The 25,681-nt window shown below is 39.9% G+C and carries 24 protein-coding genes and 1 riboswitch; of the genes, 15 read left to right on the top strand and 9 right to left on the bottom strand.

The annotated features are described in order from the left end of the window. Window positions 1–9: 9 nt before the first annotated feature. On the top strand, window positions 10–714 hold the full coding sequence (locus tag ACQV1I_RS14135) for an N-acetylmannosamine-6-phosphate 2-epimerase (RefSeq protein WP_412679133.1): 705 nt from the start codon (window positions 10–12) through the stop codon (window positions 712–714). 102 nt (window positions 715–816) lie between these two features. Here the strand turns inward: ACQV1I_RS14135 and ACQV1I_RS14130 are convergent, their stop codons facing one another. Then, the gene (locus tag ACQV1I_RS14130; protein ID WP_018670749.1) at window positions 817–1,629 is read right to left on the bottom strand and encodes a MurR/RpiR family transcriptional regulator; all 813 of its coding nucleotides are present in this window, start codon (window positions 1,627–1,629) and stop codon (window positions 817–819) included. Window positions 1,630–1,862: 233 nt separating this feature from the next. Between ACQV1I_RS14130 and ACQV1I_RS14125 the strand changes: the two genes are divergently transcribed. From ACQV1I_RS14125 to ACQV1I_RS14115, 3 genes are all read left to right on the top strand, one after another. Next, the gene (locus ACQV1I_RS14125) at window positions 1,863–5,153 is read left to right on the top strand and encodes a DEAD/DEAH box helicase (RefSeq protein WP_116333965.1); all 3,291 of its coding nucleotides are present in this window, start codon (window positions 1,863–1,865) and stop codon (window positions 5,151–5,153) included. 250 nt (window positions 5,154–5,403) lie between these two features. Beyond that, complete coding sequence (locus tag ACQV1I_RS14120) at window positions 5,404–5,694, top strand: hypothetical protein (protein WP_018670751.1); 291 nt, start codon at window positions 5,404–5,406, stop codon at window positions 5,692–5,694. Between the two features lie 58 nt (window positions 5,695–5,752). Beyond that, entirely contained in the window at window positions 5,753–5,872 is a 120-nt protein-coding gene (locus ACQV1I_RS14115; RefSeq protein WP_438769425.1) for a GNAT family N-acetyltransferase, read from the top strand. 274 nt (window positions 5,873–6,146) lie between these two features. Here ACQV1I_RS14115 and ACQV1I_RS14110 read toward each other — a convergent pair whose 3' ends face one another. Further along, on the bottom strand, window positions 6,147–7,019 hold the full coding sequence (locus ACQV1I_RS14110; protein ID WP_094700003.1) for an aminoglycoside 6-adenylyltransferase: 873 nt from the start codon (window positions 7,017–7,019) through the stop codon (window positions 6,147–6,149). A 369-nt stretch (window positions 7,020–7,388) separates the two neighbouring features. Between ACQV1I_RS14110 and ACQV1I_RS14105 the strand changes: the two genes are divergently transcribed. Further along, window positions 7,389–7,706: a DUF4870 domain-containing protein gene (locus ACQV1I_RS14105; protein ID WP_018669869.1), complete on the top strand. Its 318-nt coding sequence runs from the start codon at window positions 7,389–7,391 to the stop codon at window positions 7,704–7,706. A 233-nt stretch (window positions 7,707–7,939) separates the two neighbouring features. Next, window positions 7,940–8,521, top strand: coding sequence for a sensor histidine kinase (locus ACQV1I_RS14100; protein ID WP_116333964.1), 582 nt, complete (start codon window positions 7,940–7,942; stop codon window positions 8,519–8,521). Window positions 8,522–8,664: 143 nt separating this feature from the next. On the opposite strand, the gene ACQV1I_RS14095 is transcribed toward ACQV1I_RS14100, so the two are convergent. The 4 genes from ACQV1I_RS14095 to spoVAC are packed head-to-tail and all read right to left on the bottom strand — an operon-like array spanning window position 8,665 to window position 10,750. Continuing rightward, window positions 8,665–8,871, bottom strand: a complete 207-nt coding sequence (locus ACQV1I_RS14095) for a DUF1657 domain-containing protein (RefSeq protein WP_018669873.1) — start codon at window positions 8,869–8,871, stop codon at window positions 8,665–8,667. A 28-nt stretch (window positions 8,872–8,899) separates the two neighbouring features. Next, window positions 8,900–9,253 (bottom strand): stage V sporulation protein AE, encoded by a 354-nt coding sequence (gene spoVAE, locus ACQV1I_RS14090; protein WP_094700009.1) that lies wholly within the window; start codon window positions 9,251–9,253, stop codon window positions 8,900–8,902. After that, a complete protein-coding gene (gene spoVAD / locus ACQV1I_RS14085; RefSeq protein ID WP_116333963.1) occupies window positions 9,250–10,263 on the bottom strand; it encodes a stage V sporulation protein AD in 1,014 nt (337 codons plus the stop codon). The genes spoVAE and spoVAD overlap by 4 nt, the downstream gene beginning before the upstream one ends. Window position 10,264: 1 nt before the next feature. Beyond that, window positions 10,265–10,750: a stage V sporulation protein AC gene (spoVAC, locus tag ACQV1I_RS14080; protein WP_116333962.1), complete on the bottom strand. Its 486-nt coding sequence runs from the start codon at window positions 10,748–10,750 to the stop codon at window positions 10,265–10,267. 141 nt (window positions 10,751–10,891) lie between these two features. On the opposite strand from spoVAC, the gene ACQV1I_RS14075 reads away from it, so the two are divergent. From ACQV1I_RS14075 to ACQV1I_RS14060, 4 genes are all read left to right on the top strand, one after another. Continuing rightward, window positions 10,892–11,752: a DUF421 domain-containing protein gene (locus tag ACQV1I_RS14075; RefSeq protein ID WP_116333961.1), complete on the top strand. Its 861-nt coding sequence runs from the start codon at window positions 10,892–10,894 to the stop codon at window positions 11,750–11,752. Between the two features lie 345 nt (window positions 11,753–12,097). Further along, a riboswitch (cobalamin riboswitch) is annotated at window positions 12,098–12,294 on the top strand. A gap of 260 nt (window positions 12,295–12,554) precedes the next feature. Next, window positions 12,555–13,652, top strand: coding sequence for a FecCD family ABC transporter permease (locus ACQV1I_RS14070; RefSeq protein WP_018669878.1), 1,098 nt, complete (start codon window positions 12,555–12,557; stop codon window positions 13,650–13,652). Window position 13,653: 1 nt separating this feature from the next. Beyond that, complete coding sequence (locus ACQV1I_RS14065; protein ID WP_116333960.1) at window positions 13,654–14,457, top strand: ABC transporter ATP-binding protein; 804 nt, start codon at window positions 13,654–13,656, stop codon at window positions 14,455–14,457. A gap of 91 nt (window positions 14,458–14,548) precedes the next feature. Then, window positions 14,549–15,508 (top strand): ABC transporter substrate-binding protein, encoded by a 960-nt coding sequence (locus ACQV1I_RS14060; RefSeq protein ID WP_236645772.1) that lies wholly within the window; start codon window positions 14,549–14,551, stop codon window positions 15,506–15,508. Window positions 15,509–16,058: 550 nt separating this feature from the next. Here the strand turns inward: ACQV1I_RS14060 and ACQV1I_RS14055 are convergent. Both ACQV1I_RS14055 and ACQV1I_RS14050 read right to left on the bottom strand, forming a co-directional pair. After that, window positions 16,059–16,919 carry a polysaccharide deacetylase family protein gene (locus ACQV1I_RS14055; RefSeq protein WP_018669881.1) on the bottom strand — a complete coding sequence of 287 codons (861 nt, stop codon included), beginning with the start codon at window positions 16,917–16,919 and terminating at the stop codon, window positions 16,059–16,061. A 160-nt stretch (window positions 16,920–17,079) separates the two neighbouring features. Continuing rightward, window positions 17,080–18,471: a hypothetical protein gene (locus ACQV1I_RS14050; protein WP_116333959.1), complete on the bottom strand. Its 1,392-nt coding sequence runs from the start codon at window positions 18,469–18,471 to the stop codon at window positions 17,080–17,082. Window positions 18,472–18,862: 391 nt separating this feature from the next. Here ACQV1I_RS14050 and ACQV1I_RS14045 point away from each other — a divergent pair, with 391 nt between their 5' ends. Then, window positions 18,863–19,681, top strand: coding sequence for a purine-nucleoside phosphorylase (locus ACQV1I_RS14045; protein WP_116333958.1), 819 nt, complete (start codon window positions 18,863–18,865; stop codon window positions 19,679–19,681). 53 nt (window positions 19,682–19,734) lie between these two features. Then, window positions 19,735–20,943, top strand: a complete 1,209-nt coding sequence (locus tag ACQV1I_RS14040; protein WP_104149296.1) for a NupC/NupG family nucleoside CNT transporter — start codon at window positions 19,735–19,737, stop codon at window positions 20,941–20,943. Between the two features lie 100 nt (window positions 20,944–21,043). On the opposite strand, the gene ACQV1I_RS14035 is transcribed toward ACQV1I_RS14040, so the two are convergent. After that, window positions 21,044–21,844, bottom strand: coding sequence for a DeoR/GlpR family DNA-binding transcription regulator (locus tag ACQV1I_RS14035; RefSeq protein WP_094700017.1), 801 nt, complete (start codon window positions 21,842–21,844; stop codon window positions 21,044–21,046). Between the two features lie 384 nt (window positions 21,845–22,228). Between ACQV1I_RS14035 and mtnA the strand changes: the two genes are divergently transcribed. The 3 genes from mtnA to ACQV1I_RS14020 all read left to right on the top strand — a co-directional run bounded on the left by mtnA (window position 22,229) and on the right by ACQV1I_RS14020 (window position 25,605). Continuing rightward, window positions 22,229–23,290: an S-methyl-5-thioribose-1-phosphate isomerase gene (mtnA, locus tag ACQV1I_RS14030; protein WP_116333957.1), complete on the top strand. Its 1,062-nt coding sequence runs from the start codon at window positions 22,229–22,231 to the stop codon at window positions 23,288–23,290. A gap of 35 nt (window positions 23,291–23,325) precedes the next feature. Next, window positions 23,326–24,177 carry a class II aldolase/adducin family protein gene (locus ACQV1I_RS14025; protein WP_116333956.1) on the top strand — a complete coding sequence of 284 codons (852 nt, stop codon included), beginning with the start codon at window positions 23,326–23,328 and terminating at the stop codon, window positions 24,175–24,177. 162 nt (window positions 24,178–24,339) lie between these two features. Beyond that, a complete protein-coding gene (locus tag ACQV1I_RS14020; protein ID WP_094700020.1) occupies window positions 24,340–25,605 on the top strand; it encodes an MFS transporter in 1,266 nt (421 codons plus the stop codon). Window positions 25,606–25,681: the final 76 nt, after the last annotated feature.

Raw genomic sequence — 25,681 nt, 5'->3', positions numbered from 1 at the left:
GTGAATGAGATGACAAACGAAGCAATAAAAGCACAAATGAAACATGGTCTGGTAGTATCATGTCAAGCCTTGCCTGATGAACCCTTACACAGTGCGTTTATTATGGGGAGAATGGCACGAGCGGCTGAAGAAGGCGGTGCTGTTGGTATTCGAGCCAATACGAAGGAAGATATTGCAGAAATTAAAAAGCAGGTCAACCTACCAATTATGGGAATCGTCAAACGAGATTACCACGATTCAGAAATCTATATTACTCCAACCATGAAAGAAATAGATGAGCTAATCGAGATAGGTTGCGAAATTATTGCGTTAGATGCGACTGATCGAATTCGACCATTTGGGAAAACACTAGAACAATTTGTTCAGGAGGTAAAAGAGAAATATCCTCACCAATTGCTAATGGCGGACATTGCTACCTTGCAAGAAGCGAAAAAAGCAGAGGAGCTTGGCTTCGATTTCGTTTCTACTACGCTTGTTGGTTACACACCTCAGAGTATCGGGCATAGGCTGTACGATAACGATTTTGCCCTTCTGAAAGAAATGCTCACGTGTATTTCTGTACCAATGATTGCGGAAGGAAATATTTTAACTCCTGATATGGCAAAGCGTTGTTTGGAATTAGGGGTTTATGCTGTCGTTGTAGGAGGAGCGATTACGCGACCACAGCAGATTACAAAACGCTTTGTTGATCAAATTTTGAAAGCAAAAGAATAGGTATTTACTCATTGATTCTCTCTAGCAGTAAGGGAGAAAAGAGGTGAATGAAAAAAGAAGGCTTCGCCGATTGATAGGGAAGCCTTCTTTTTTGTGCCAAGATTAACCTTGTTTATGCTGATAAAGCACTCGCAAGGTTTCTTGTCTTTTAGCCAATAAATGAGTATCCTCGGCTAACAGCATAGAAATGACATCAATGATGAAATAGAACGCAAGCTGGCTTTGCACGAATTGCAATTCATCACTGCGTCGTAGATTCGATGTGAACAGGACTATATCGGATGTATCGGTGAGGGGCGTGTGATTATAATTCGTGATGCTAATTACGGTCGCTTCATGTGACTTTGCCTCTCTTGCAGCATCAATGACTTCACGTGTCAACCCCGTGTTTGATAGACAAATGACCAAATCATTGCTAGTTAAAAGTGAAGCATCCATAAGCATCATATGAGGATCAATAATCGCATCGACAAGTAAGCCAAACCGAACCAATCTGTTTTTCATCTCCAAGGAGGTTAAGCCTGAACTACCGATTCCATAAATATGAATGACACGCGAGTTCATAATCAATTCAACGATCCGTTTGATAATAGCCGGGTCAATCATTTCGATAGTAGATTGGATGATCTGCAAATAGGTATTTCCTACTTGAGCAAACGTATTTTCACTCGGTTCCACAGGAGCGACCTCACGACTCAGCATAATTTTAAACTCGACAAAATTATTACAGCCGATCTTCTTACAGAAGCGGGTGATGGTCGAAGTGGAGGTTTCTACTTTCTGCGCTAATTCTTTAATATTAATATTTAGCATTAGATCTTTATGCTTACGGATATACTCTGCGATTTCTTTTTCCTTTGAAGAAAGCAGGTGATAATTAATTTGGATGCGTTCGAAGACTCCTGCTGTAGACAAAAGTTGGGCACCTACCTCTCATGAATGAAATACTTTTATTATACTGTTTGATTTAAAATTGGACAAAACATATTCATAACCTAGAAGTGGATGACCCTTTTTATTTACCTTGTGAAAACCGATGAAACTGATTTGCTAGGAACCTTTTCTTATTTGGGCCTGATTCTGCTATCATAAGTACGAAAGTAATACCGGATAGAGCAAATTTACATGCAAAAGGAAGGATCAAAACAATGAGCTTTCAACTGAGTCGAAGGATCATTAAAGCCCTGTGCGGCCAGATCTCTTACGATAAAGGTGACGTATATTATCAAACGGGAAAAGTGATGATTACGCATTATGACCCGAATCAACAAAGCTATGAAGCAACGGTAAATGGCAGTAATGGTTACCAGGTTACGATTACATTAGAACAGAGAGGGGGAGTAAATGCAGAATGCACATGCCCCAAGCTTTCTTCATACGACAAATTTTGTCAGCATATTGCCGCTGTATTGTTAAGCATACGAGATAGTGATCAGGATAGTAGTGCAGTTCTCCGTTCCGTTAATACTCAGGTACATGATAGGGGAAAATTTGCTGGTTCTACGGATAGGCCTGCTCCGTTTCTCGATCAAAATCAAATGGCAAATCATATGCTGAAGATGTTCAGCCACAAATCGTTGCGTCCAAGCAGTACGCGAGCTTTCTTAGATACAAGGGATGTACTTGATGTAGAGTTTATTTGTAGACCCTTCCATTATGGTTATGGCAAGTACATGTTTGGCCTTGAGCTTAAATTAGGTCCAAAGCGACTATATGTTGTTAAGAATATAAGAGAATTTCTTGGTCGAATGGATCGGCGAGAAGGGATTCTTTTCTCTAAACATTTTGCTTATGATCCCGAGCATCATAGCTTTCAAAAAGAAAATGATGAAGTGCTCCGGCAATTAATCCAAATTAGTCAGAACGAGAAGATGTATCGAGATACATGGAATAATTTTGTCCATGCCAATAGTAAGAGCGGTGATCGCATGCTACTAATCCCCCCCTTTTCATGGGAGCCACTTCTAGCCCTGCTAACGAAAGCTCCATTGGTGAAGCTCGGACAGGGAGAGCGTCTATTCGATGGTATCCATTTATCCGATGAGCCATTACCCCTACAATTTGAATTCGATCAAGCGCAGTCTGAAGGCTATCAGTTGGATATTCAGGGATTAGATAAGCTCACAGTAATGGAATCATATGGTGTAGTTCTCTCAGAAGGAAAACTTATAAAACTACAGCATGAACACTGCAAACGGCTCATTGAGCTAAAAAATTTGCTCGAAACATCTCACCAGAATCAAGTCCAGATAAAAAAAGAGCAAATGGAACCTTTTTTGGAAAAGGTGATACCCGGTCTGATAAAGCTAGGAAGTGTCCATATCGCCCAAGCTGTTTCTGAGCAAATTGTGCAAACACCTTTGCGGGCAAGGCTATATTTAGATCGTGTAAGAGATCGACTACTAGCGGGCCTTGAGTTTCAATATGGGGATATTGTCATCAACCCTTTGGAGGGCACAAGCCGGAAGAAAGACACTGACCCGATTCTCATGAGGGATGGTGATCAGGAACGACGAATTCTTGAACTGATGGAAAAAAGTTCTTTTGTGATGACGGAAGCAGGATATTTTATGGATGATGAAGAGGCAGAATATGAATTTTTATACCATGTCGTTCCACAGTTAGAGAAGCTTTTAAAGGTATATGCGACTACGGCAGTAAAAGTAAGACTTCATACGGGGCATACCCCGCCTAAGGTAAGCGTAGATGTAGATGATCGAATGCAATGGCTTGAATTTAATTTTGACATGGCTGGAATTCCCGACTCAGACGTCCGAAAGCTATTAAAATCGCTTGAAGAGAAACGGAAGTATTATCGATTACCTAACGGAGCATTATTACCGCTGGAGAGTGTGGAGTTCCAGGAAATCTCTAACTTTATGGATGAAATAGGGATACGAATGGAAGAATGGAAGGAAGCGAATTTACGCCTTCCATTAATCCGAGGACTTCATTTGATCGATTCACAGGAAAGGGGAAAGAACGTCAAGCTGGGTAAATCATTTCGACGGCTTATAGAAAATATCCGAAATCCTGACAATCTGGATTTCCCAGTACCAGATAGTCTGGCTCACGTACTTCGAGATTATCAGGTGTATGGATTTCAATGGATGAAGACGCTAGCTCACTATCATTTCGGTGGAATTCTGGCAGATGATATGGGACTTGGAAAAACATTGCAAAGTATCGCATTTATCGCCTCCGTACTACCAGATATCCGAGAGCAGGGAATGCCAGCGTTAATCGTCTGCCCAGCTTCTTTGGTGTACAACTGGCGAAATGAGCTGAAAAAATTTGCGCCCGAAATTCGGACGGTTATCGCTGATGGTAGCAGAATGGAGCGTAGTAGCATCATACGAGACGCATCTAAAGTAGATGTTATTATTACCTCTTACCCACTACTGCGTAGGGATATAGATTTGTATGTTGTCCCGATGTTTTATACTCTTATTCTGGATGAGGCCCAGGCTTTTAAAAATTATGTAACTCAGACAGCACAAGCGGTAAAGGAGATCCAAGCCAAATATCGCTTTGCTCTTACTGGAACACCTGTGGAAAACAAATTGGGGGAACTGTGGTCGATCTTTGACGCAGTATTCCCCGAACTGTTTCAGAATCGGAAGGCATTTCATAATGTAACACAAGAAATGGTAGCTAAGAGGATTCGACCCTTTTTATTACGCCGTTTGAAAACCGATGTACTGAAAGAATTACCCGAAAAGATCGAATCGATACAGGCATCCACGCTTCTACCTGATCAGAAAAAGCTGTACGTGGCCTATCTGGCAAAATTACAGCAGGAGACATTAAAACATTTGGGTGAGGATGGATTTCAAAAAAACAAGATTAAAATTCTTTCTGGTTTGACCCGACTTCGCCAGCTATGCTGTCACCCTGGTTTGTTTGTCGAGGGCTATTCAGGAAGTTCCGCCAAGTTTGAACAATTGCTAGAGATTGTTCAGGAGTGCTTAAGCGCAGGGAAGAGGCTACTAGTGTTCTCACAATTTACCCAGATGCTTGGATTTATTGGGCGAGAGCTAGGTTATCTTGGAGTACCATACTTTTATTTGGATGGAAACACACCGACTGCCGAGCGGGTTGAGCTGTGCAGCAGGTTTAATGAAGGTGAGCGCGACTTATTTCTGCTTTCCTTAAAAGCTGGTGGTACTGGCTTGAACCTGACCGGAGCAGACACGGTTATTCTGTATGATCTGTGGTGGAACCCGGCTGTAGAGCAGCAAGCAGCTGATCGTGCACACCGCATAGGACAGAAAAACGTAGTGCAAGTTGTTCGACTCGTCACACAAGGCACCGTAGAAGAGAAAATGTATGAGCTCCAGCAGAAAAAGAAAAATTTAATTGAGGAAGTAATTCAGCCAGGTCATGAAGCTTTGTCTACTTTAACAGAGCAGGAAATTCGGGAGATTTTGATGATCTGATAAATAAGCCTGTCTGAAGTCTCTTGGTGTTTTAAACAACTCTCAATGATACGAACTTCTAGAAACACTCCGTATCATTGAGAACACCTATTTTACAAATATAGAATAGTACTATAAGATTATATAAATTCCAAATGTTGCATGCTCATACAGTTCGACTATTATAAATAGCTAAAAACGGATGGTAGACAGAATGAATGTAAGATTATACAAGAGTAAAAAAATCATAATGAAATAACGGAGGAATTAAATGCCAAATAAGAAAGCATACGTAAACGTTGAACTATTAAAACCCATGCATATAATACCAACCAACATAACATGTATTCAATGTGAAGGAAATGCCTCTTACATTCAGTGTGCGATTCCAAATCGAGAAAACAAAACCATTCAGATTATAGCTAGATCAACGTATTGTAAAAACCATGTAGGATTAATAGCTTCAAAACGAGATATTCCAATAGCGAACACTGATGAAGAGCTCAAAAGTTTGAGAGTAAATGGCGACTATGATGAACTGTGGAAGAAACTATTAAGCTGATCATTAATTTTTTCAATGCGAGTGAAGTTTACATAATAGAGCAGAGAGTGAATGAGTGATGATGCTTGTGAGGAAAGAGACTGATAGCCTCGCTTTTCTTTGCATGCATCCGAACTATAAGGGACAGGGATACGGTAGCATTTTGTGGAGTTTTGTAAAAGAAAAAGCAGTTGAATGAGGGATACTCAAGTTTACTATTGATAGTGATCCTCATGCAAAAGAATTTTATCTAAAATTAAAGATCGAATACTACCATTATTGCAGTATGAATTCTAAGCAACTGCATCTGCCATATTACCAATAGCAAAAAGGATATCAACTTACATCAAATGAGTGTAAAAAAACCAGTCACAAACACAAAAGCTAATGTGTTAGACTGGTTTTTCATTTTTCTATATAGCCTACATTTTTTCTCTAAAAATTTAGTGGGGGACCATATAGCTACCTAAAAATCAGTAAATGTTGGTGGCATGCAAAGGCAATGTTTGGACATGTTTTAAAAAAGCCGTAACCCGCTGATCTTCTTCTTGAGGATATTTATAATGTAAATGGTTTGCCACGTATTTTGCTGTACTGCGAAATAAATTCCCCATTGTAAAGAGCGCTTTCCATGTACCTTCGTAGCTCCCATCGGCATAGGTGGATAGAAGGGACTCCCAGCTTTGCTTTGAAAGATACTTTTCCAAGTACTTTCCATTTTTTCCTACACTGACTGAAAAATCAGTTTGGACACCAACCTTCCATTCCAGCATGGTAAGCAGCATTGGTCTTACACACAAGCTAAGGTGGTCCTGTGCGTAAAGAATTTCTCTTCTCCACAACCCTTTTGCTACATAAGTGGAGACCCACCAGAATTCATTGCAACAATCTGCAAAAAATTCAGCAGACGGACGTTTTGCCCAATAATCTACATCGGTTGGAGGAGGGATCTCAGGAAGAGCGTTATCTTTGTCCATTAATATGATCAGTAGCTTATCTTCTTTGCAATACTCTTCTGCTTCATGTAGGGGAATTAAGGTAAGGTCAATACGGTTTCCATCCGTAAACAACATCAGGTACGAGAAACGTCTACCTAACTCAGGGGGAAACATGGACATGGCCTCAGGAGTTTGTAAAATGATTCGATCCCCAAAAACTTGAATCCACTTGGGATCTCGAATAAAGGAATCCATATCGGTTACCAGATAACTAATATCAAAATCCTGAAACATGTCTTTGGGCACATTTGGATTCGTTCGTGACCCCTCTAACGCTACTGCACGGATGCGTTCATCGTTTTTTGCAAATCCGAGGATCATATCTAGCATTTCTTGTTCAGATCTCATGATTTTTTTCTAACCTCCGTATTTTTAAAGTAGATGAATGTAGGAAGCCAGCAGGTGGTCCACGAGTTCGAATCGTACGAAGGCTAGTTTTGCAAATAGGTTATAACTTGTTAAAGATTTTCTTCAAGATGCTCCTATCCTTTCATTGGAAATTGATTTATAAATGAGCGGTTAACCCAGTTGATGATTTATTTACCTCCCAGAATAGCATGTGTATAAGGTGTGCACAATAGTCAAGCTATTATGGAAATTTGCCTATTGTCGAGGTGAACCTTACAAAAGTGTTATATTTACGTAAGGTTATTCAATAGTTGAATTATGATGGAAATGTAATAATAAGAGCATAAGAAATCATTAGAGGTGAATGTTATGAAAGGAAATCATATTTTATCTTCTTTATGTTACTTCAGTGTCTTTTTCGCACCATTTTTATTACCGATTATTGTCTATTTCGTAGGTGACAAAGCTGTTCAATTTCATGCTAAAAAAGCATTGTGGACACATCTTGTTCCCTATGTCACCTTAGTTATTGGACTCGTAGTATCAGGAACCATTGGATTGAATCAAGGAACGGAGACAGCAGTCGGATTTAGTATCGTAGCTACTTATGCTATTACTGCTATTGTGATGATTTACTATTTCATTTGGAATATTGTTAAAGGTGTAAAGGTATTAAATGAAATGTAATCTTACACAGAGAGTTCGGCTATATTGTTTGTTTCGTTTAGGAAACCGTATGGATAAAATCTATACGGTTTTTTTCTTATTGTTGTAATAAAACAGAAAGATCGTCCGTCTAATTTGTGTATTTCTTGAATTGGAGTGAGAAAATGTGGAATGTAATCATGAGGTCGAACGATTATTTATTCAATACAAAAATGATATTTACAATTATCTAGTCTACTACACAGGGAGCACGGATGGTATGTACTGCACCCCAATTGTTAGACACACCCAACAATTGGGGTGCAGTACATGCTGATCGGGTGAAAAGATTAATTCAAGAGTTAAATGAAGTTTGGGACTTAGAAAGACCAGAGTTCGTGCTTCATAAAAAAGAAGTTCGTCTTACAGATTTTTTGATAGATATAGAAGATAAATTTATGTATTTATGCAAACAAAAAGAGGTGATATTCTCCATTATTCACTCGTTTGATGCTGAGTGTCGAGCTAGCTTTGACTCGTTTAGGGTAGGGGAGGTGATAGAGAATATTGTTTCCAATGCTATAAAGCATACCTCAACTGGGGATAGCATCCTACTTGAAGTTTTTTTAATAGATAGATCCTTTAGAGTTACTGACTCAGGAGTTGGTTTTGCAGAACAAGAATTAGCTGTTATTTTTACTAAATATCGTAAAGGGAACAACAGTGGTATACATAAATCAAGTGCTGGACTTGGTTTGTACATTTGTAAATTGATTGTGGAAAAACATGAAGGGACAATCAAGGCGTATAATCACGGTGAGGGTGGCGCTGTCATAGAGTTTACGATTCCTGTGTGACTTGTAGTAACTGAGAATTTTATATTGAAATCGTGGAGATGAGCAAGGTATGTAACTTTTGGAAATGTCTTGTTTGCAAAAAGAAAGAGGTTGAAAAGGGTATGGTAGATACCAACCCTCCTACCTCTTTCTATGTGCCATCCCTAGAAGCCTTTATACTGAGGTTCTTCTTGTTCCAATTGTTGAACACGAGATTCTAATTGATCAATAATGGTTTGTGCTTGCTCAGCTGATTGTGTAAATGCTTGCTTTGCCTTTTTATTTTGTGTACTTAATGCAAAGGTTTCTAAATTAGCCTGTGCACTTTTTAAACTAGCTAATGTTTGTTTTACTGATGAAGCTACTGTCATCCTTATCACCTCCGGATTTAGTATGTCTCTAACTCTTTGGTTTAAATACAAGTGCCCCTAAAAAACCAAAAATAATAGCAGCAGAAATACCTGCACTGGTCACTTCAAAAATGCCTGTAATGATCCCGATGATTCCATCGCGTTGCATTTCTGCCATAGCTCCATGGACTAGGGCATTCCCGAAACTCGTAATGGGAACGGTAACACCAGCTCCAGCCCATTTAATTAACGGTTCATACCAGCCGAGTCCATCCATAATGGCTCCAACTACCACTAGGGTCGACATTGTATGAGCAGGTGTTAGTTTGGCAACATCCATTAATAACTGCCCAATGACGCAGATGATGCCTCCTACGATAAATGCCCAAATAAAAATGCTCACTCATTTCCCCCCCTCTCAATAGCTACAGCGTGTGCTATGCAAGGAATCGTTTCATCTTGTTGAAAACTGAGTGGTGAAAGTAAAGCGCCTGTTGCCACTACTAAAATTCGATTCCATTCCCGATTAGTTAACCGATTAAGCAAATGACCATACGTAACAGTAGCACAGCATGCACAGCCGCTACCTCCTGAGAACACCTCTTGATTGTCGTTATAAATTAATAATCCACAATCTGTAAAAGCTTCTTCACGAATGGAGAACCCATGTTTCTTTAACAATTTTCCAGCAATCGAATGGCCAACTTTTCCAAGATCACCCGTAACAATCAAATCATAATAATCAGGTCCAATTTGCATATCTCGAAAATGGGCTTGTATAGTATCTACTGCAGCGGGAGCCATAGCTGCCCCCATATTAAGAGGATCAGTCAGACCCATATCAACGACCTTCCCAATCGTAGCAGAGACAACTTTTGGCCCTGTACCTTTAGGTGCCACAACAGCAGCTGCAGCGCCAGTTACCGTCCACTGTGCAGAGGGAGGCTTTTGTGAACCATATTCTGTGGGATAGCGATACTGTTTTTCAGCAGTCGAATTATGACTGCAAGTACCAGTAAGAACATAATTAGCTGATTGGCTATCTATCAATTGAGCTGCTAATGCTAAACCTTCCATGGACGTTGAACAAGCACCAAATACACCTAGATATGGTACCCCAATGGTACGTGCTGAAAAGCTTGAGGAGATAATTTGGTTCATCAAATCTCCTGTAATCAGATAATTGATATCTCCTTTTTGTAAACTCGCTCGTTTTACTGCGAGGTCAAATGCCTCTTCTAGCATGATTTTTTCTGCCTTTTCAAAGCTGTCTTGTTCCAGCCAGGTGTCACTGTGAAGAATATCAAAATCATTCGCAATTTTTCCTTGTGCTTCAAAAGGTCCACCAACCGTAGCGGTGGATAAAATCGTTGGTTTGCTTGGAAAAATCCATGATTGATGTCCTTTTAACATCTTAAGATCCTCCTATACCTACCGCATAAGTAAAAAACCATTTTAGTAATGCGATGAAAAACGCGGCAACTACTCCAAAAACGATAACAGAACCTGCTAATTTAAACATGTTACCGCCTACCCCAAGTACATACCCTTCACTTTTGTGTTCAATAGCTGCTGAAGCAATCGAATTGGCAAAGCCAGTAACAGGAACAGCAGTTCCAGCCCCTCCAAATTGTGCCAGCTTGTCATAAACGCCAAAACCAGTCAGAAGAACAGAAATAACGATTAGAACAGCAGAGGTCGGATTTCCAGCGCTTTTTTCATCAAAGTGAAAAAAGTGAATGAAAAAGGTTTGAATAACTTGTCCTAATAAACAAATCAAACCACCAACCCAAAAAGCTCGAATCGTATTTTTAAGCACAGGTCGGGGCGGTTCTAACGCTTTTGCAAATGCTTGGTATTCGATTTGGGTTGCCGTTAATTTTTTGTTTTTTGTAGCCATCTTTAACTCCTTTATTAATGTAGTCAAAGTTAATTTGGAATACAAAGCCAGTTTTTATACCTTACTTTCATATATAAAAAACCACAAAGTAACACAACCTAAATGAGACAGAAGGTATTAGAAGTTCTAGGGAGGGTATTTATGCCTGAATTCTGGGAGATTGTTTTTAGATCAATTGTTACGCTTTTTACATTATTGTTCTTGACGCGATTAATGGGAAAACGTCAAATTGCCCAAGCCACTTTTTTTGAATATATTGTGGGTGTCACAATTGGTTCTATTGCGGGATTCATTTCTGCTGACGTTGATGATAGGTTTATGAATGGGTTTGTTAGTATGATCATTTGGGCCCTTGTACCGTTTCTTTTCAGTTATCTATCGGTCAAAAGTAAGACAGTGAGCGATATGGTTGAAGGAAATGCTCGTGTGTTGATCCAAGATGGTAAGATTATGGAGGACAATCTCAAGAAGGAGAATTATACAGGTGAGGAATTGTTAGAACAATTACGCCTAAAAAATGTATTCTCGATAGCTGATGTTGAGTATGCGCTATTAGAACAAAATGGTCAGATTAGTGTTCTGCTAAAAAAAGAAAATCAACCACTTACTTCCAAAGATCTGAATATCCAAGGTGCTCCAAGTAGAGAACCTCAGACGGTCATTTTGGATGGAAATATTATGCTAGAGCCGTTGGCAACCACAGGTTTATCAAAAAGATGGCTTGAAACAACTTTAGATAAGATGGGCATCGTCTTAGATAACGTTTATATCGGACAAGTAGATAGTTACGGGCAATTGAATGTAGATTTATATGATGATCAAATTACGGTACCGGTGCCACAAGAGAAACCATTGACATTGTCCACGCTAAAAAAATGTCAGGCCGATTTGGAGACTTTTTCTCTTGAAACGAAAAATGATGTGGCTAAAAAGGAATATGAGCAGGGTGCTCTACGCTTAAAACAAATGATAGAAGGGGTAAAATCCTTTTTACAAAGCTAAAAAGGGTTACGATATGGACGCTTTGAATAGAAATATAGGAGGCCGAGTATAAAATCGGTTGCAACTTGCTTGAAAGGTAAGCTATCCTTAATTGGATGGCTTTTTTGCTTTCTATACATATAATTTAGAGATAAAAAAATAAGTGTTAAAGATATGAGAAATCTAGGAATTACGATAATAAATTAATAACATAATTAACTTTATGTAAACAAATAATGATCTGAATACTACCAAACTACAAACATTACGTAAATATTTTACAAAGTTCTTACAAACATATCACAAATTCACCATTACCTTGCCATGTTCCACCAAATCGTGTTACACTCACAAACAATTACAACATTTTTATATCCATGTTACGGTGTTTGATTTAAGGATCAGACTTAAAAGGGAAGTTCGGTGAAAACCCGATGCGGTCCCGCCACTGTATATGAGGAGCTACATCCGATACACCACTGTTCACTTTTACAGAGAATGGGAAGGGAGGATGATTGCGACGATCCATGAGCCAGGAGACCTGCCGTAAGATGTAACACTCCCACGAGGATGGGCAGGTGTTTGGGTAGGTCGTGTGGTGATATTATACATACGCCTATAAGGAATTGGTTTGTCCAAAAACCCAAGCATCTGTCTCCTTTTGGAGCGGATGCTTTTTTGTTTCAAATCTCAGAATAATAAAATGTTAATGGGACGTACAGGTCCAACTCGGTGCTACCTGCACCTGAAGCTTGGGTGATCACCAAGCTTCTTATTTCAAATTATGCTTTTGTTTACTTTGCATTACACAGGGGGGAGAAGCATGCAACAAACCGCCACGACAGCCCCAACGTCAGTTAACAGCATCGGTACACATTATACAAAAAACTGGATAGCGAAATTGATTGGAAGCGGCGTGGTTTTATTTTTATCTATGACGGTGGCAATCATGCTGGGACCAGTGCAAATTGACCCAGTTACCGTTTGGAAGGTAATAGGTTCACATGTTCCTTTTGTCCAAAACTGGATAGTAACTGATGTACCTAACGCTCAAATGCATATTGTTTGGGATATTCGAATGCCACGTGTTTTATTATCTGCGATTGTAGGTGCCGGCTTGTCTATTGTTGGGATCGCCATTCAGGCATTGATTCGTAATCCTTTAGCTGATCCCTATATCCTAGGAGTATCATCGGGGGCATCGGTGGGGGCAACAGCAGTGTTGTTATTTGGTAGTTTGGGGGTATTTGGTTCGTATGCGCTTTCTTTAGCGGCTTTTTTAGGCGCTCTAGCTTCGATTGTATTGGTGTTTCTTTTGTCGCTGGTAGGTGGGAGAGTGCAATTAATACGTCTGTTGTTAGCTGGAATAGCTGTTTCTATTATGTTGTCAGCGCTTACTAGTTTTTTTATTATGCTGGCACCGAGAGCTGAAAGTCTTTCAAGTGTTCTGTACTGGATGATGGGGAGCTTCACTCGTGCCAAGTGGGAGTCACTTGTATTGCCAACTATTGCGGTAATTGCTTTCTTTCTATTTTTATGGATGAATGCACGCAACCTAAATTTGTTGATATTGGGGGAAGAAACCTCTACGCTGTTGGGTTTACATCCAGAAAATATGCGTAAGATCCTACTGATTACGATTTCCCTTGTTACAGGTTTACTGGTTGCTGTAAGCGGTAGCATTGGCTTTGTTGGTTTAATGTTACCCCATATCTTTCGGTTGTGGGTGGGGTCTGATCATAGGAGGCTAATTCCTCTTTGTGCCTGTGGAGGGGCGATTTTTATGGTCTGGGCAGATGTATTAGCAAGGTTGATCATTGCACCTGAGGAATTACCGATCGGAATAGTCACAGCGCTTTGCGGCGGTCCATTTTTTATCTGGTTACTACGTCGTAGGGCGTACACGTTTGGAGGAAGCTGATGTGACCGTAAAATTGGGCGTGGACAAGCATGTAGAGTTAAAGCAAGTAGGCTATGAGACCCAAGGGACATGTATTTTGCAACAGATAGATTTACACGTACAAAAAGGAGAATTCGTTGGCTTACTTGGTCCAAATGGTAGTGGTAAATCTACTCTTCTTAAGCAAGTATATCGAACCCTTTCACCCACGACAGGCAGTATCTTCCTACTTGAAAAAGAACTTGGACGATACCAGCAGAAGCAATTAGCAAAAGAACTGAGCGCAGTGGTACAAGAAACACAAATTCAATTTGATTTTAATGTATACGAACTTGTACTGATGGGACGTTCTCCACACAAGAGTATGTGGGAAAATGAGAATAAGCATGATATAGCCTTAGTGGATCAGGCTCTAGCTCAAGTTGGCTTACAGAGCATGGGTGACCGGAGTTATTTGAGTTTATCTGGTGGAGAAAAGCAGCGTGTTTTATTGGCTAGAGCTATTGTGCAAGAGACCGATCTTTTATTGCTAGATGAACCAACTAATCATTTGGACATTCATCATCAATTGGGGATGCTACAGTTGCTAAAACAACAGCAAAAAAGTGTACTGGCTGCCTTACATGATCTCAATTTGGCTGCTATGTTCTGTGATCGTCTCTATATGCTAGAAAAAGGGGTTATCGTTTGCTCAGGAACTCCTCAAGAAGTGCTTCGACCTGAAATTTTAGAACGAGTGTACAAGATTCAAACGGAAGTAACCGTTCATCCCATTACAGGCAGAGTGAACATTAATTATATGATACCAGACCATGTTTGTAGTTGAATAAATGAAAAGGTAGGAAAACAAGATGAACAACGTAAATAGGCAAAGTTCCAGTATGAAGAAACAGGGCCTTTTGCATAGAGGTCAAAAGATGATGATTACGATGTTTGCAGGGCTTACGTTAGTAGTCAGCGGCTGTGGAAATGGGGCCACTCCCCAAGCAGCTTCCACTAACTCTCAACCAGCTGCTGAGAAGATGCAAATTAAAAATGGAGAACATACCTTAACATTTGAACAAGCTCCTAAGCGAGTAGTGAGCATGAATCAGCACGTTACTGAAATGCTTCTAGCATTAGGTGTTGAAGAGGTAATGGTTGGTACCGCTTATCCTGACGATGAAGTCTTGCCCGAATATAAGGCAAAATATGATCAAATCAAACTTTTGTCTAAGCAGTACCCTTCATTAGAAGTCTTTTTAAGTGTAGAACCTGACTTCGTAATCGGTAGAAGCTCTGCCTTTACAGCTAAAGGGATTGGCAGTGTTGAGGAGCTACAAAAAATTGGTATCCCAGCTTATACCATTACAGGAACGGTATCTAAGCATCCGACGGTCGATGAAGTCTATGAGGATATGATACAGCTGGGTAAGATTCTACAGGTGGAAGATCGTGCTAAGGACATTGTTGCTAAAATGAAAACAGACATCCAATCTATTCAGCAAAAGATAGGAACCATAGACAAGCCAGTCAAGGTTTTGGTCTTTGACAGTGTTAATTCAGGTCTATATACAACAGGAAATTCATTAGAAACTCGTCTAATAGAGATGGCCGGTGGACAAAACGTATTTGGTGATTTGGAAAAGTCATGGAGTGAAGTGAGCTGGGAGGAAGCAATTAAACGTGCTCCTGATGTTATTGTAATCAATGATTATGATAAACCAAGTGCAGAGGAAAAGATTAAATACTTATTAGAAAATAAAGCACTTTCCGATATACCTGCTATCAAGAATAAGCGATTTGTTAGCTTGCCACTCTCTGATGTATTTGAAGGTGTTCGAAATGTGCGAGCGGTAGAAATACTTGCAAAAGGATTTTATCCAGAGAAATTTTAATACACTGTCGCACAAGTAGTTCAAAGGTAAGCATATGTTGGGATATGGTTGATTATTTTATCTGGAGCATGCGCTTTTTTTATTGACATAATAGGAGGAAATTCTTTAGTTGTACGTTATAAATAAAAACGCAGTTATCCCTGCAACCTTTTTGTAACCAAATCGGTCAGAGATTGTGCATAGGTACATTCATATGGATTGATACCATTTGCACCAGGATTTGTGTGGGAGGATTCAGTTCAACAGATTCTTTGCAAGGAGTCATGTAAGGAAGAAATGAAGTATCCATCTTCCTTATTTTACCTCCACCTGTATTTATACTGACGAGGTAAATAACTAGATTCAAGACACATTGATAAAAACAAGCTAACAAACCATTTCACAGCAACAAGCGAAAAGTTGTTTTATAACGTCAAATAACGATGATTTGAATAAAGGCCAACTACTTTCCTTTTTGAAGAAGGAATCTGTTAGATGAAATCCTCCCATACACTTTAACCGCCATGCTGCCACCACAGCTATGGCGGTTTTTTTATGAGGCTCAATTCAACTATTTATGCCCTTTCGTTGGGAGAAGGGAAGGTAAATTCGCCTTAACAGGATACTGATTCCGTATGCTAATTAACTCCGATACCGTAATCATTTCATATCCGCGTTTTTTTAGCTCCGGCAAAATTATTTTCAATGCATCTACGGTTTGTTGACGATCACCACCGTGGTCGTGGAATAAAATGATATCTCCATTTCGTACATTTCTCAGCACTTTGTTGACGATCTTTTGTACCCCGGGATTCGTCCAATCTTTTGTATCTTGATGCCAGGACCACATGACAACCAAGTATCCCATATCTTTTGCTGCACCCACAATTTTTTCATTATAACTACCACCAGGTGGACGAAATAGAGTAGGTACTACCCCTGTTGTTTTTTGAATAATGGATTGAGCAGATTCCAATTCAGTTTTTATTCGTTGTTTTGAAAGGCGTCTCATATCTGGATGGGTGAGTGTATGATTTGCCAGCTCGTGATGTTGCTGTACCATCTGTTTTGCCAGCTTGGGATTTTTTTGAACACGGGTACCGACCGTAAAAAAGGTGGATTTAACCCCATATTTCTTTAATAGCTCTAAGATTTGAGGGGTGTAGGACTCGTTTGGTCCGTCATCAAAGGTTAGGGCAATTGCTTTCTTTTCTGTAGGCAAGTCCCAAATGGCTTCTCCACGTTTTTCATAATAATCGCGGTTTTTTTGTCGGATCGTTACCTCAAAGGCGAGGGGACGCCCGATGAGTAGCTTTTTCTCAACAGAAAGCGGCGTTATTTGCTTTGCATAAAGGGTATCAGACCAAGCTTGTGAAGCCAGTAGGCCTATAACAAGTAGCAGGCAGAATGTATAGCTGATTTTACGTAGCATGAAGGGCTCCTTTCGATCCGCTTTTCCTTCTTGAACCTTCTCAAGAAATTCTTACACACATGCTAGTATGCACTTTTTTTTATCAAAGCATGAGATATAGGCGGAAAGAGGATGGGAAGAAAAAAGCCCTGCTAGTAAGCAGAGCTTTTGGAACATTTTCTTATTTATAGTCACCTAATAGATAATTATAGAAGGGAGCATCTACATAAAAGGGATAGGAAGTTATGTTTACCTTAGGATCAATCTTCTTAAAACCAGCAACTACTTGAGCCGATTTATCGTTTAACGAGAAGGATTGGGCCATGTAATTGTCTTTTTCCATATAGTTATTGGTAATCTGTTTATAGCCCTTCATTTCATTCATGGAGAAGTAGAGGGGCTGCCACCAAGATGAGATAATCAATCCCGATTGATCTTCCTTGTCTTTTTTTGCATAAGAGTGAATGATCTTATCAAAGGCTTCTTTATCAGCAACAGATGTGAATTCAAAACTGATATCGTATTCTTTGGAGTAGGCGATGTATTTTCCGTTATCAATCTTTACTACTTGATAGTCAGGAGTGATGACAGGCTGACCCCATTCGGCTAAATAGATAAAAGCAGAGGTTTTTGGCTCCAGTTGTACTTTTGCTATCAATCCTTCACTTTTTAACAATCCGATCAGTTGAATGGCATGCGTTATGTCGCTATGGCCATAGGTGAGCGAAAGAGTCGGGTCAAAACGTGGAGAGAATCGCTTATCTTTGAGATTATAGCCTGTGACGATATCTTGTTTAAGTGTTTCATCTACGATTTTTTGTAATTCTTCCGCTTTGATTAGACTGGTGGTTTTCCAAGAATGATAAACCTTACCATAAATATCTTCATCGCTTGTTAGACCAAGAAAATGCTTATATTCACCTTTATATTCCAGAACTTTTCCGATCAACAAAGCTGCTATTTCAGGAGAAACAGCTTGATTTTTGATAACGGTTTGAGCAATAGATTCCGGGAGTAGCTTTGTATCGATTGCTACGGCAATTTCTTGCGCTACCTTAATAGGAAGCTGCCCCGTTTTAAACGTGAGGGAGGCAGAAGCAAAGGCTTTTTTTACTTTAGCCTCCGGATACGTATAGGCTAACTCTTTAAGACCAGCAGCGCGAACTGCATAAGAGACGGCATCTTGTGTTGCTAAGGATTCGTTTGGTTTCAAAGTTGTGGAATTGATGATCCCTTGTTCTTGCAGAGCAGGAACAGCTTGTGCTAGAGTAGAACCCGCTTTTGCATCTGTAATTGAAATTTTGCTTTCTTTGGATGGTTGCAAAGCAAGTATTGTCGTTAGTGCTTGTAGATAATCAGCTTGAGTTACCTGTTTTTGAAAGGTGAGCTGATAATTGGTTTGTAAGAATTGAGCATATTCATTGGAATGAAGGGTAGCAACTGAAGAAGATGCTCCCTGAGACGCAAGCAGTAAAGTCTCCTGAGCATAAACAGAGGAAGACGTTGTTAAAACGCTTAAAGCTAAGACAAAAGCTAGTCCAGACTTTTTCATTGGATGCAGGGTTCGTTTCATGTTTGTTTGGCCTCCCAATTAGATAAATTTTAACTGAACTAAACTTTTTTGCAGAAAAAGGTTTAGTTTGCTACCTATTAGTAAATTCCATAAAATTACAATATAAAAACGTTTTATATCCATATTATAAAGGGATAGAAGAGTTTTTTAAAAGGATTATTTTTTTGGAATGTAAGTAAAATACATTAAAATTTCTGTTTAGTAATCAAAAAAAACAATTTAACATACTAAAATACGTACAATGTTCCGTTTTAACTTGATTAAATTCGGATATTAAAATAAAATAGGATTGCACCACTCGATTGTTGATTTATATTTGGTAATGTTGTGTTTTGTGGCATTTGCACAGGAAACGAATGATAAGACAGAAAAAACAACAGGGAGGTTTCTTATGCATAAGTGGGAAGCTATAGATGAAGCTAACAGATATATACAAGAAAGAATAGATCAAACGCCAACAATCGGATTGATTCTAGGATCGGGCTTAGGAGAATTAGCGGATGAGTTAGATGATGCCATTGTTATTCCCTATCAAGAGATTCCTCATTTTGTGATGTCGACAGTGGATTATCATGCAGGTAAGTTGATCGTTGGTAACCTTGAAGGGAAAACGGTTGTCGCTATGCAAGGTCGCTTTCATTATTATGAAGGTCATAGTATTGATTCGGTAACATTTCCTATTCGAGTAATGAAAATGCTGGGAGTTGAGCAACTTATTTTGACAAACGCCAGTGGTGGCTTACATATAGACCAGCAGCCAGGGGATTTAATGTTAGTAACGGATCACATTAATTTGATGGGGATAAATCCGTTGATCGGGGCTAATGACGAGCGACTAGGAGATCGCTTTCCTGATATGAGTACCACATACTGTAAATCCTTAGCTCAGGTAGCGAAACAGGTAGCAACACAGACAGGTGTTTCCTTAAGAGAAGGTGTCTATGTAGCTTTTACAGGTCCTTCTTTTGAAACACCGGCTGAAGTTAAAATGGCACGAGTAATAGGAGGAGATGCAGTAGGTATGTCGACGGTACCAGAGGTGATTGTAGCCAACCATGCTGGAATTAAGGTGTTGACTATCTCTTGCATTTGTAATTTAGCTGCAGGTATTTTACCGCAACCTATTACGGCTGAAGAGGTTTATGAGGCAGCGGGACAAGCAAAAGAGAATTTTTCTAAGCTGTTACGAGGTATCGTGAAGAATATGTAAGTCACCAGGTTATATGAATAGGTATTAAATAAAAAACAGAGGTGTAAGTCATCATGGATTTTCTACGAGGCCTCCTTGGGGTAATTGCTGTACTATTTATTGCATTCTTGTTTTGTAACAATAAAAAAGGGATTAAATGGCGTCCAATCATTGGAGGTCTAGCTATTCAGTTTCTGTTTGCTTTTATTGTATTAAAATGGGAGGCAGGTCGAGCTGCGTTAAGTAAGTTCACCGATGTCATGAATCATATTATTAGTTATGCGAATGAAGGGATCAACTTTCTTTTTGGTGGACTGTACACTCCTGATTCTAAAATTACGTTTGTCGTAGCATTTAATGTTGTTCCGATGGTTATTTTCTTTGCAGCCCTGATTTCAGTTTTGTACTATGTCGGTGTTATGCAGCTTTTTATAAAATACATTGGTGGCGGTATTTCTAAAATATTAGGTACGAGTAAGGCTGAGTCGATGTCAGCAGCTGCGAATATTTTTGTAGGTCAAACAGAGGCACCTTTGGTTATTCGTCCCTTTTTAGGCCAGTTGACTCGCTCAGAGCTATTTGCTGTGCTTACGGGGGGGCTTGCCTCTATAGCAGGAACAATGCTTGCTGCATACTCCTTGCTAGGAATCCCGATGGAATATTTGCTGGCGGCTAGCTTTATGGCAGCTCCTGCTGGATTAGTTATAGCCAAGCTATTCTTCCCGGAGACTGAAAATATGAAAGAACGGGAAATAAAACTGGAAAAAAATGAATCAACAAATATATTCGATGCAGCAGCACGTGGGGCTGGAGATGGCCTATATTTGGCACTTAATGTAGGAGCGATGCTGTTGGCATTTGTCGCCTTGGTCGCGTTGGTGAATGGTGTGCTTGGCTATGTTGGGGGATTGTTTGGCATGGAGTTAACCTTACAAAGAATTTTTGGGTATCTTTTCTCCCCTCTGGCTTTTGCAGTTGGTGTACCATGGTCTGAGGCTCTTCAAGCCGGTTCTTATATTGGACAAAAAATCGTATTAAATGAATTTGTTGCCTATATTGATATGGCTAAGAATATGGCAAATTTGACACCTAAAACAGTAGCGATCTTAAGCTTTGCGCTGTGTGGATTTGCTAACTTTGGTTCCATGGCGATGCTGATTGGGGGACTTGGTTCACTTGTACCTGAGCGTCGTAGTGAAATTGCTCAAGTTGGAATGAAGGTTATCTTTGCGGGCACATTGGCTTCCTTGTTAAATGGTGCGATTGCTGGGATTTTCTTGTAAGGGTGGTATTAAACAAAAAACGCAGTTTCCAACCCTATATGGGCAGGAAGCTGCGTTTTTTCGTACCAATAATGTTTCCACGTTTTCTCGCAAGTAAACCTTAGGAGGAAGTAGTGGGTTCCTCGGGAGCAGTATCCATATTCTCATCGTCGATCTCGATATTATATCTGCTTAATAGTTGTCGCCATTCTACAGATAAGGATTGGTCTGTTACCACTTTTGTGATGCCTTGGAAGTCGGTAATAAAAGTGAAACCAGCTTTATCAATTTTTGTATGATCTAGCACTAAGATTTTTTGCTCTGAATTTTTTAACATAAGCTTTCTAATTTCTGCTTCAAATTCGTTAGAGTCCGTAGCGCCTCGTTGGAGATGAAGACCCGTACAGGAAACGAAGGATGCATCGGCAAAATAATGGGAAAGGGCACGGGTTGCTGAATGACTCACATACGAAAGGGAGCGCCGTTGTAGCGTTCCGCCTGTAGAGATTAGCTTTACATGCTCAGCATCGGACAACTCTAGCTCGACCTTAAATGAATTGGTTATAACCGTAAGATTCTGTTTATTTTTTATTTTTTTGGCAATATATAATGAAGTAGTGCTGGAATCAAGCATGATTGTATCGCCGCTTTTAATGAGTTGAGCGCATTTTTCTCCTAGTTTTTCCTTTACATCGACATAGTAGCTTTCACGTACCCAGAGTGGGAAATCAGAGCGTAGTCCATCTTCTAAAATAGCTCCTCCATAAGTACGGACCAAAATGCCTTCCTTCTCTAATTTGTCTAAATCACGACGTATGGTCTCTTCAGAAACAGTGAATTGTTTACTGAGCTCGGTTACCATCACATTTCCTTGTTCAAATAGCATATTCATGATTTTTTTGCGACGTTCGATTGCTAACATAATACCTCCCAAAACAATGATCTATCCCAATTGACCTACAGGCAAATATATCTGTTCTCTTGCCAAAAAGGATACCAAAAATAACGTTGTAAAAAAAGATGGAAAGAAAAGAAAGTTGAATTGTCGTGACAAGGGAAGAGAAATACGGGGAAAGAGTAGAAAAAGTTTGATGAAAGGGCTGGAAAGCGGTTGAAAATAGGGATCTAGATTAGTAAAATCAAAATACCGGTCATTATATATGTTTGATTTTGTGGTTTTGTGTGTTTTTTAGATTAGTAGCAGAAAATTTTTTGTTTTTTTGCTATAACAGAGATAGAAGACAAACAGTAATTTTATGCCGTTCATACTTGATTTGACCGTTTACAAATAGGGGGAGGCTCTCACATGGCAACGTTTATTCAATCGGTTCGTTTTGAAAACAACACTTTATTTATTTTAGATCAGACGAAACTTCCAACTTTGAAAGAATTTTTAGAAATAGACAACATAAAAGATGCCTGGGATGCCATTAAGGAGCTAAAGGTAAGAGGAGCACCCGCGATTGGGATTGCTGCCGCTTATGGGCTACTATTGGGAATCCATGATGCACCAGAGGACTCCTTCGAGGCTTTCTACGATGTATTCACAAAGCATAAAGAGTATCTAGCGTCTTCAAGACCTACAGCTGTTAATTTATTTTGGGCGCTAAACCGTATGGAACAACGTGCACTGGCTGATCAGCACTTATCTGTCACTGAAATTAAGCAACGTCTCGTTACAGAAGCGCATGCGATCCGTGATGAGGACGAGGAAACATGTCGCATGATTGGTGAATATTCGCTGACGTTGTTTGAGGATGGTATGGGAGTGTTGACGCATTGTAATGCTGGTGGGATTGCTACGGCACGTTATGGTACAGCACTTGCGCCTATTTATTTGGCAAAAGAAAAAGGCTGGGATATCAAAGTATTTGCCGATGAGACTCGTCCTCTTCTACAAGGAGCTCGTCTAACAGCGTGGGAATTACATGAAGCGGGTATTGATGTTACGTTAATTACGGATAACATGGCGGCAATGGTGATGTCTAAAGGCTGGGTACAGGCAGTTATAGTGGGATGTGATCGAGTTGCTGCTAATGGTGATGTAGCTAACAAAATTGGAACTTATGGGGTAGCCCTACTGGCAAAAGCTCATGGGATTCCATTTTATGTAGCAGCACCGATGTCTACTATCGATCTTGAAACTGCTACAGGAGCCCAAATTCCGATTGAGGAGCGAGAAGCAGGCGAAATTATTGAAGGGTTTGGTAAGCAGACAGCACCGATTGATGTCAAAGTCTTTAACCCTGCCTTTGATGTGACTCCACACGACTTAATAACAGCGATCATTACAGAGAAAGGCATTTTACGAGCTCCTTACGATAAAGCGTTGACAGATCTGTTCCAAGCCACTGAGAAAAGCAACTAGATTGATTCACGGGACACAAGGAGGACAAACTAATCATGAACGAACCAACGAACGAACAGATGCAAAAGGAAGCTAAAATAAAACAGGATATCTGTGAGATTGGGCGCAAAGTATATGAAAAAGGCTTTGGTGCGGCTAACGATGGAAATATTTCGGTTCGTCTTTCTACCAACGAGATCTGGATCACTCCAACCGGTGTAAGTAAAGGAGCTTTGCAGCCAGAAATGCTGGTCAAAGTAAATGGACAAGGTGAAGTGCTAGAAGGAGAACTTCGACCTACTTCTGAGATGAAAATGCACTTGAAAGTATACGAAATGCGTCCAGACATTGGTGGGATCGTTCATGTTCACCCTCCGTATGCTACAGCTTTTGCAATAGCGGGGCTTCCATTAGATTTTGCAACTTTGCCAGAATCGGTAGTGCTACTTGGGACCATACCTGTAGCGAAATATGCGACTCCCTCCACGCAGGCTCTCCCTGAGTCCATTGCTTCTCACGTCATGAACCATCAGGGGGTTCTGCTAGAAAACCACGGGGCACTTACATGGGGAAAAGATCTTCAAACCGCCTATTATTTGATGGAATCACTAGAATTTACCGCGAAAATTAACTGGATTGCAAGACAAATGAATGGGGCTCGGGAATTGTCAGTAGAACGGGTACAAGAGCTGGTAGCGTTGCGAGAGAAAATGGGTTTCATGGGGGAGACACCAGCTGGAGTCATTTGTCCACCAGGAATTGATGTATGCTCTGCATTTGAACAGTCTACCTCAATCGAAGAATCTCAAACGCTGACTGTCAAAATAGATGAACAACAAATGGAACAGATTGTTAACCGGGTAACCGAGGCGGTTATTTCCCGGTTACAGCTTCCAAAAATAAAATAGGAAATGCATCCGAAAGAAAAAAATGCGAAGCCTACTTTATTAAGGTCTTCGCATTTTTTTTGGTTGAAAGTTACGTAAAAAAAATCATGTATACAATAAAACAGATGTGATAGGATATAGAGATGCTTCTACTAGGAAGCATGTATTAAAGGGGGGAATCAGGTGGAAACCGTAAAAAAACCGCATATCTTATCAAATCCATTTATACGCGTTATTCTAATGTCTGGAGTATTTTTACAGCTAGGCACTTGGGTGCGAAATTTTGCTATCCTTTTGTATGTTATGGAAGTTACCCATAATGATCCTTATGCGGTCTCCATGATTTCTGTAGCGGAATTTGCTCCTATCTTTATTTTCTCATTTATAGGTGGGACGTTTGCTGACCGTTGGAGACCAAAAAGAACGATGGTGTGGTGCGATATTTTAAGTGCCGTTTCCGTTTTTGGTGTTCTACTTACTCTCATGTTTGGGTCTTGGAAAGCAATATTCTTTGTTACGCTGTTTTCTGCTATCTTGTCTCAATTTTCGCAACCATCGGCAATGAAACTATTTAAACAGCATGTTCCAGCAGAACAGTTGCAAGCAGGAATGGCGATGTTTCAAACGCTAATGGCAATCTTCATGATTGTTGGACCAGCTATTGGTACCATGGTATTTCAGAGTTTTGGAATTGATGTTTCGATCGCCTTGACAGGAGTTGCGTTTTTAGTTTCAGCAGCCGTGCTGTATAGATTACCAGCCGATCAGAAGCCCAAAAAGAACGATGTTACCACAGGTATTTTAAAAGAAATGACTGACGGGTTCCGTTACGTCTGGTCAAAAAATGTATTACGGACTCTAAGTTTTTGCTTTATGATGGCAGGCTTAGCAGTGGGGTTATTACAGCCATTGGGTGTATTTATAGTAGTGGAGCAGTTAGGCTTACCTAAAGAGAATTTACAATGGTTTTTGATGACCAATGGTGTAGCTATGTTAGTAGGTGGGGCTTTGGTGATGACGATCTCTAAAAAAATCTCCGCTCAGAAACTATTAGCTATCGGTATGATTAGCAGTGCCATTTCGGTCATTGGAATTAGCTTTTCACAAAATTTTATGCTAGCACTTGCTTTTCAATTTATTAACGGATTATTCTTTCCCTGTATCCACATTGGGGTCAATACTTTGATCCTAATGTCCGCAGAAGAAGATTTTGTTGGACGGGTTAATGGAGTGCTTAGCCCCTTATTTTCCGGAATGATGGTTGTGATGATGAGCGTATCTGGTGTTGTAAAGGAAACGTTTACGTTACAAGGAAGCTACCAAATAGCAGGATTATTCTTTGTAGTCGGGGTCTTTGCGGTGATACCACTGTTTAAACTTCAGCTACAAAAGCCAGAGCATACAGATAATGCGTCTCAACCAGTCTCTGAACCACAGCCGGAATCATAGGGTATGCATTATCTTTTACGCATTTGAATAAAGAAAACACACAAGTCAGCTGGTTATACTGGTTTGTGTGTTTTCT

Origin of the sequence: Brevibacillus sp. JB24b (assembly GCF_051713385.1) — a bacterium.
GTDB lineage: Bacteria > Bacillota > Bacilli > Brevibacillales > Brevibacillaceae > Brevibacillus_B > Brevibacillus_B laterosporus.
This window is presented reverse-complemented; position numbering and strand designations above follow the sequence as displayed.

Excerpts from the sequence above, each read along its gene's own strand:
- ACQV1I_RS14135 (WP_412679133.1), top strand. The coding sequence starts at position 10 with ATGACAAACGAAGCAATAAAAGCACAAATGAAACATGGTCTGGTAGTA.
- ACQV1I_RS14125 (WP_116333965.1), top strand. The coding sequence starts at position 1,863 with ATGAGCTTTCAACTGAGTCGAAGGATCATTAAAGCCCTGTGCGGCCAG.
- ACQV1I_RS14120 (WP_018670751.1), top strand. The coding sequence starts at position 5,404 with ATGCCAAATAAGAAAGCATACGTAAACGTTGAACTATTAAAACCCATG.
- ACQV1I_RS14115 (WP_438769425.1), top strand. The coding sequence starts at position 5,753 with ATGATGCTTGTGAGGAAAGAGACTGATAGCCTCGCTTTTCTTTGCATG.
- ACQV1I_RS14110 (WP_094700003.1), bottom strand. The coding sequence starts at position 7,019 with ATGAGATCTGAACAAGAAATGCTAGATATGATCCTCGGATTTGCAAAA.
- ACQV1I_RS14105 (WP_018669869.1), top strand. The coding sequence starts at position 7,389 with ATGAAAGGAAATCATATTTTATCTTCTTTATGTTACTTCAGTGTCTTT.
- ACQV1I_RS14100 (WP_116333964.1), top strand. The coding sequence starts at position 7,940 with ATGGTATGTACTGCACCCCAATTGTTAGACACACCCAACAATTGGGGT.
- ACQV1I_RS14095 (WP_018669873.1), bottom strand. The coding sequence starts at position 8,871 with ATGACAGTAGCTTCATCAGTAAAACAAACATTAGCTAGTTTAAAAAGT.
- spoVAD (WP_116333963.1), bottom strand. The coding sequence starts at position 10,263 with ATGTTAAAAGGACATCAATCATGGATTTTTCCAAGCAAACCAACGATT.
- spoVAC (WP_116333962.1), bottom strand. The coding sequence starts at position 10,750 with ATGGCTACAAAAAACAAAAAATTAACGGCAACCCAAATCGAATACCAA.
- ACQV1I_RS14075 (WP_116333961.1), top strand. The coding sequence starts at position 10,892 with ATGCCTGAATTCTGGGAGATTGTTTTTAGATCAATTGTTACGCTTTTT.
- ACQV1I_RS14070 (WP_018669878.1), top strand. The coding sequence starts at position 12,555 with ATGCAACAAACCGCCACGACAGCCCCAACGTCAGTTAACAGCATCGGT.
- ACQV1I_RS14060 (WP_236645772.1), top strand. The coding sequence starts at position 14,549 with ATGATGATTACGATGTTTGCAGGGCTTACGTTAGTAGTCAGCGGCTGT.
- ACQV1I_RS14055 (WP_018669881.1), bottom strand. The coding sequence starts at position 16,919 with ATGCTACGTAAAATCAGCTATACATTCTGCCTGCTACTTGTTATAGGC.
- ACQV1I_RS14050 (WP_116333959.1), bottom strand. The coding sequence starts at position 18,471 with ATGAAACGAACCCTGCATCCAATGAAAAAGTCTGGACTAGCTTTTGTC.
- ACQV1I_RS14045 (WP_116333958.1), top strand. The coding sequence starts at position 18,863 with ATGCATAAGTGGGAAGCTATAGATGAAGCTAACAGATATATACAAGAA.
- ACQV1I_RS14040 (WP_104149296.1), top strand. The coding sequence starts at position 19,735 with ATGGATTTTCTACGAGGCCTCCTTGGGGTAATTGCTGTACTATTTATT.
- ACQV1I_RS14035 (WP_094700017.1), bottom strand. The coding sequence starts at position 21,844 with ATGTTAGCAATCGAACGTCGCAAAAAAATCATGAATATGCTATTTGAA.
- mtnA (WP_116333957.1), top strand. The coding sequence starts at position 22,229 with ATGGCAACGTTTATTCAATCGGTTCGTTTTGAAAACAACACTTTATTT.
- ACQV1I_RS14025 (WP_116333956.1), top strand. The coding sequence starts at position 23,326 with ATGAACGAACCAACGAACGAACAGATGCAAAAGGAAGCTAAAATAAAA.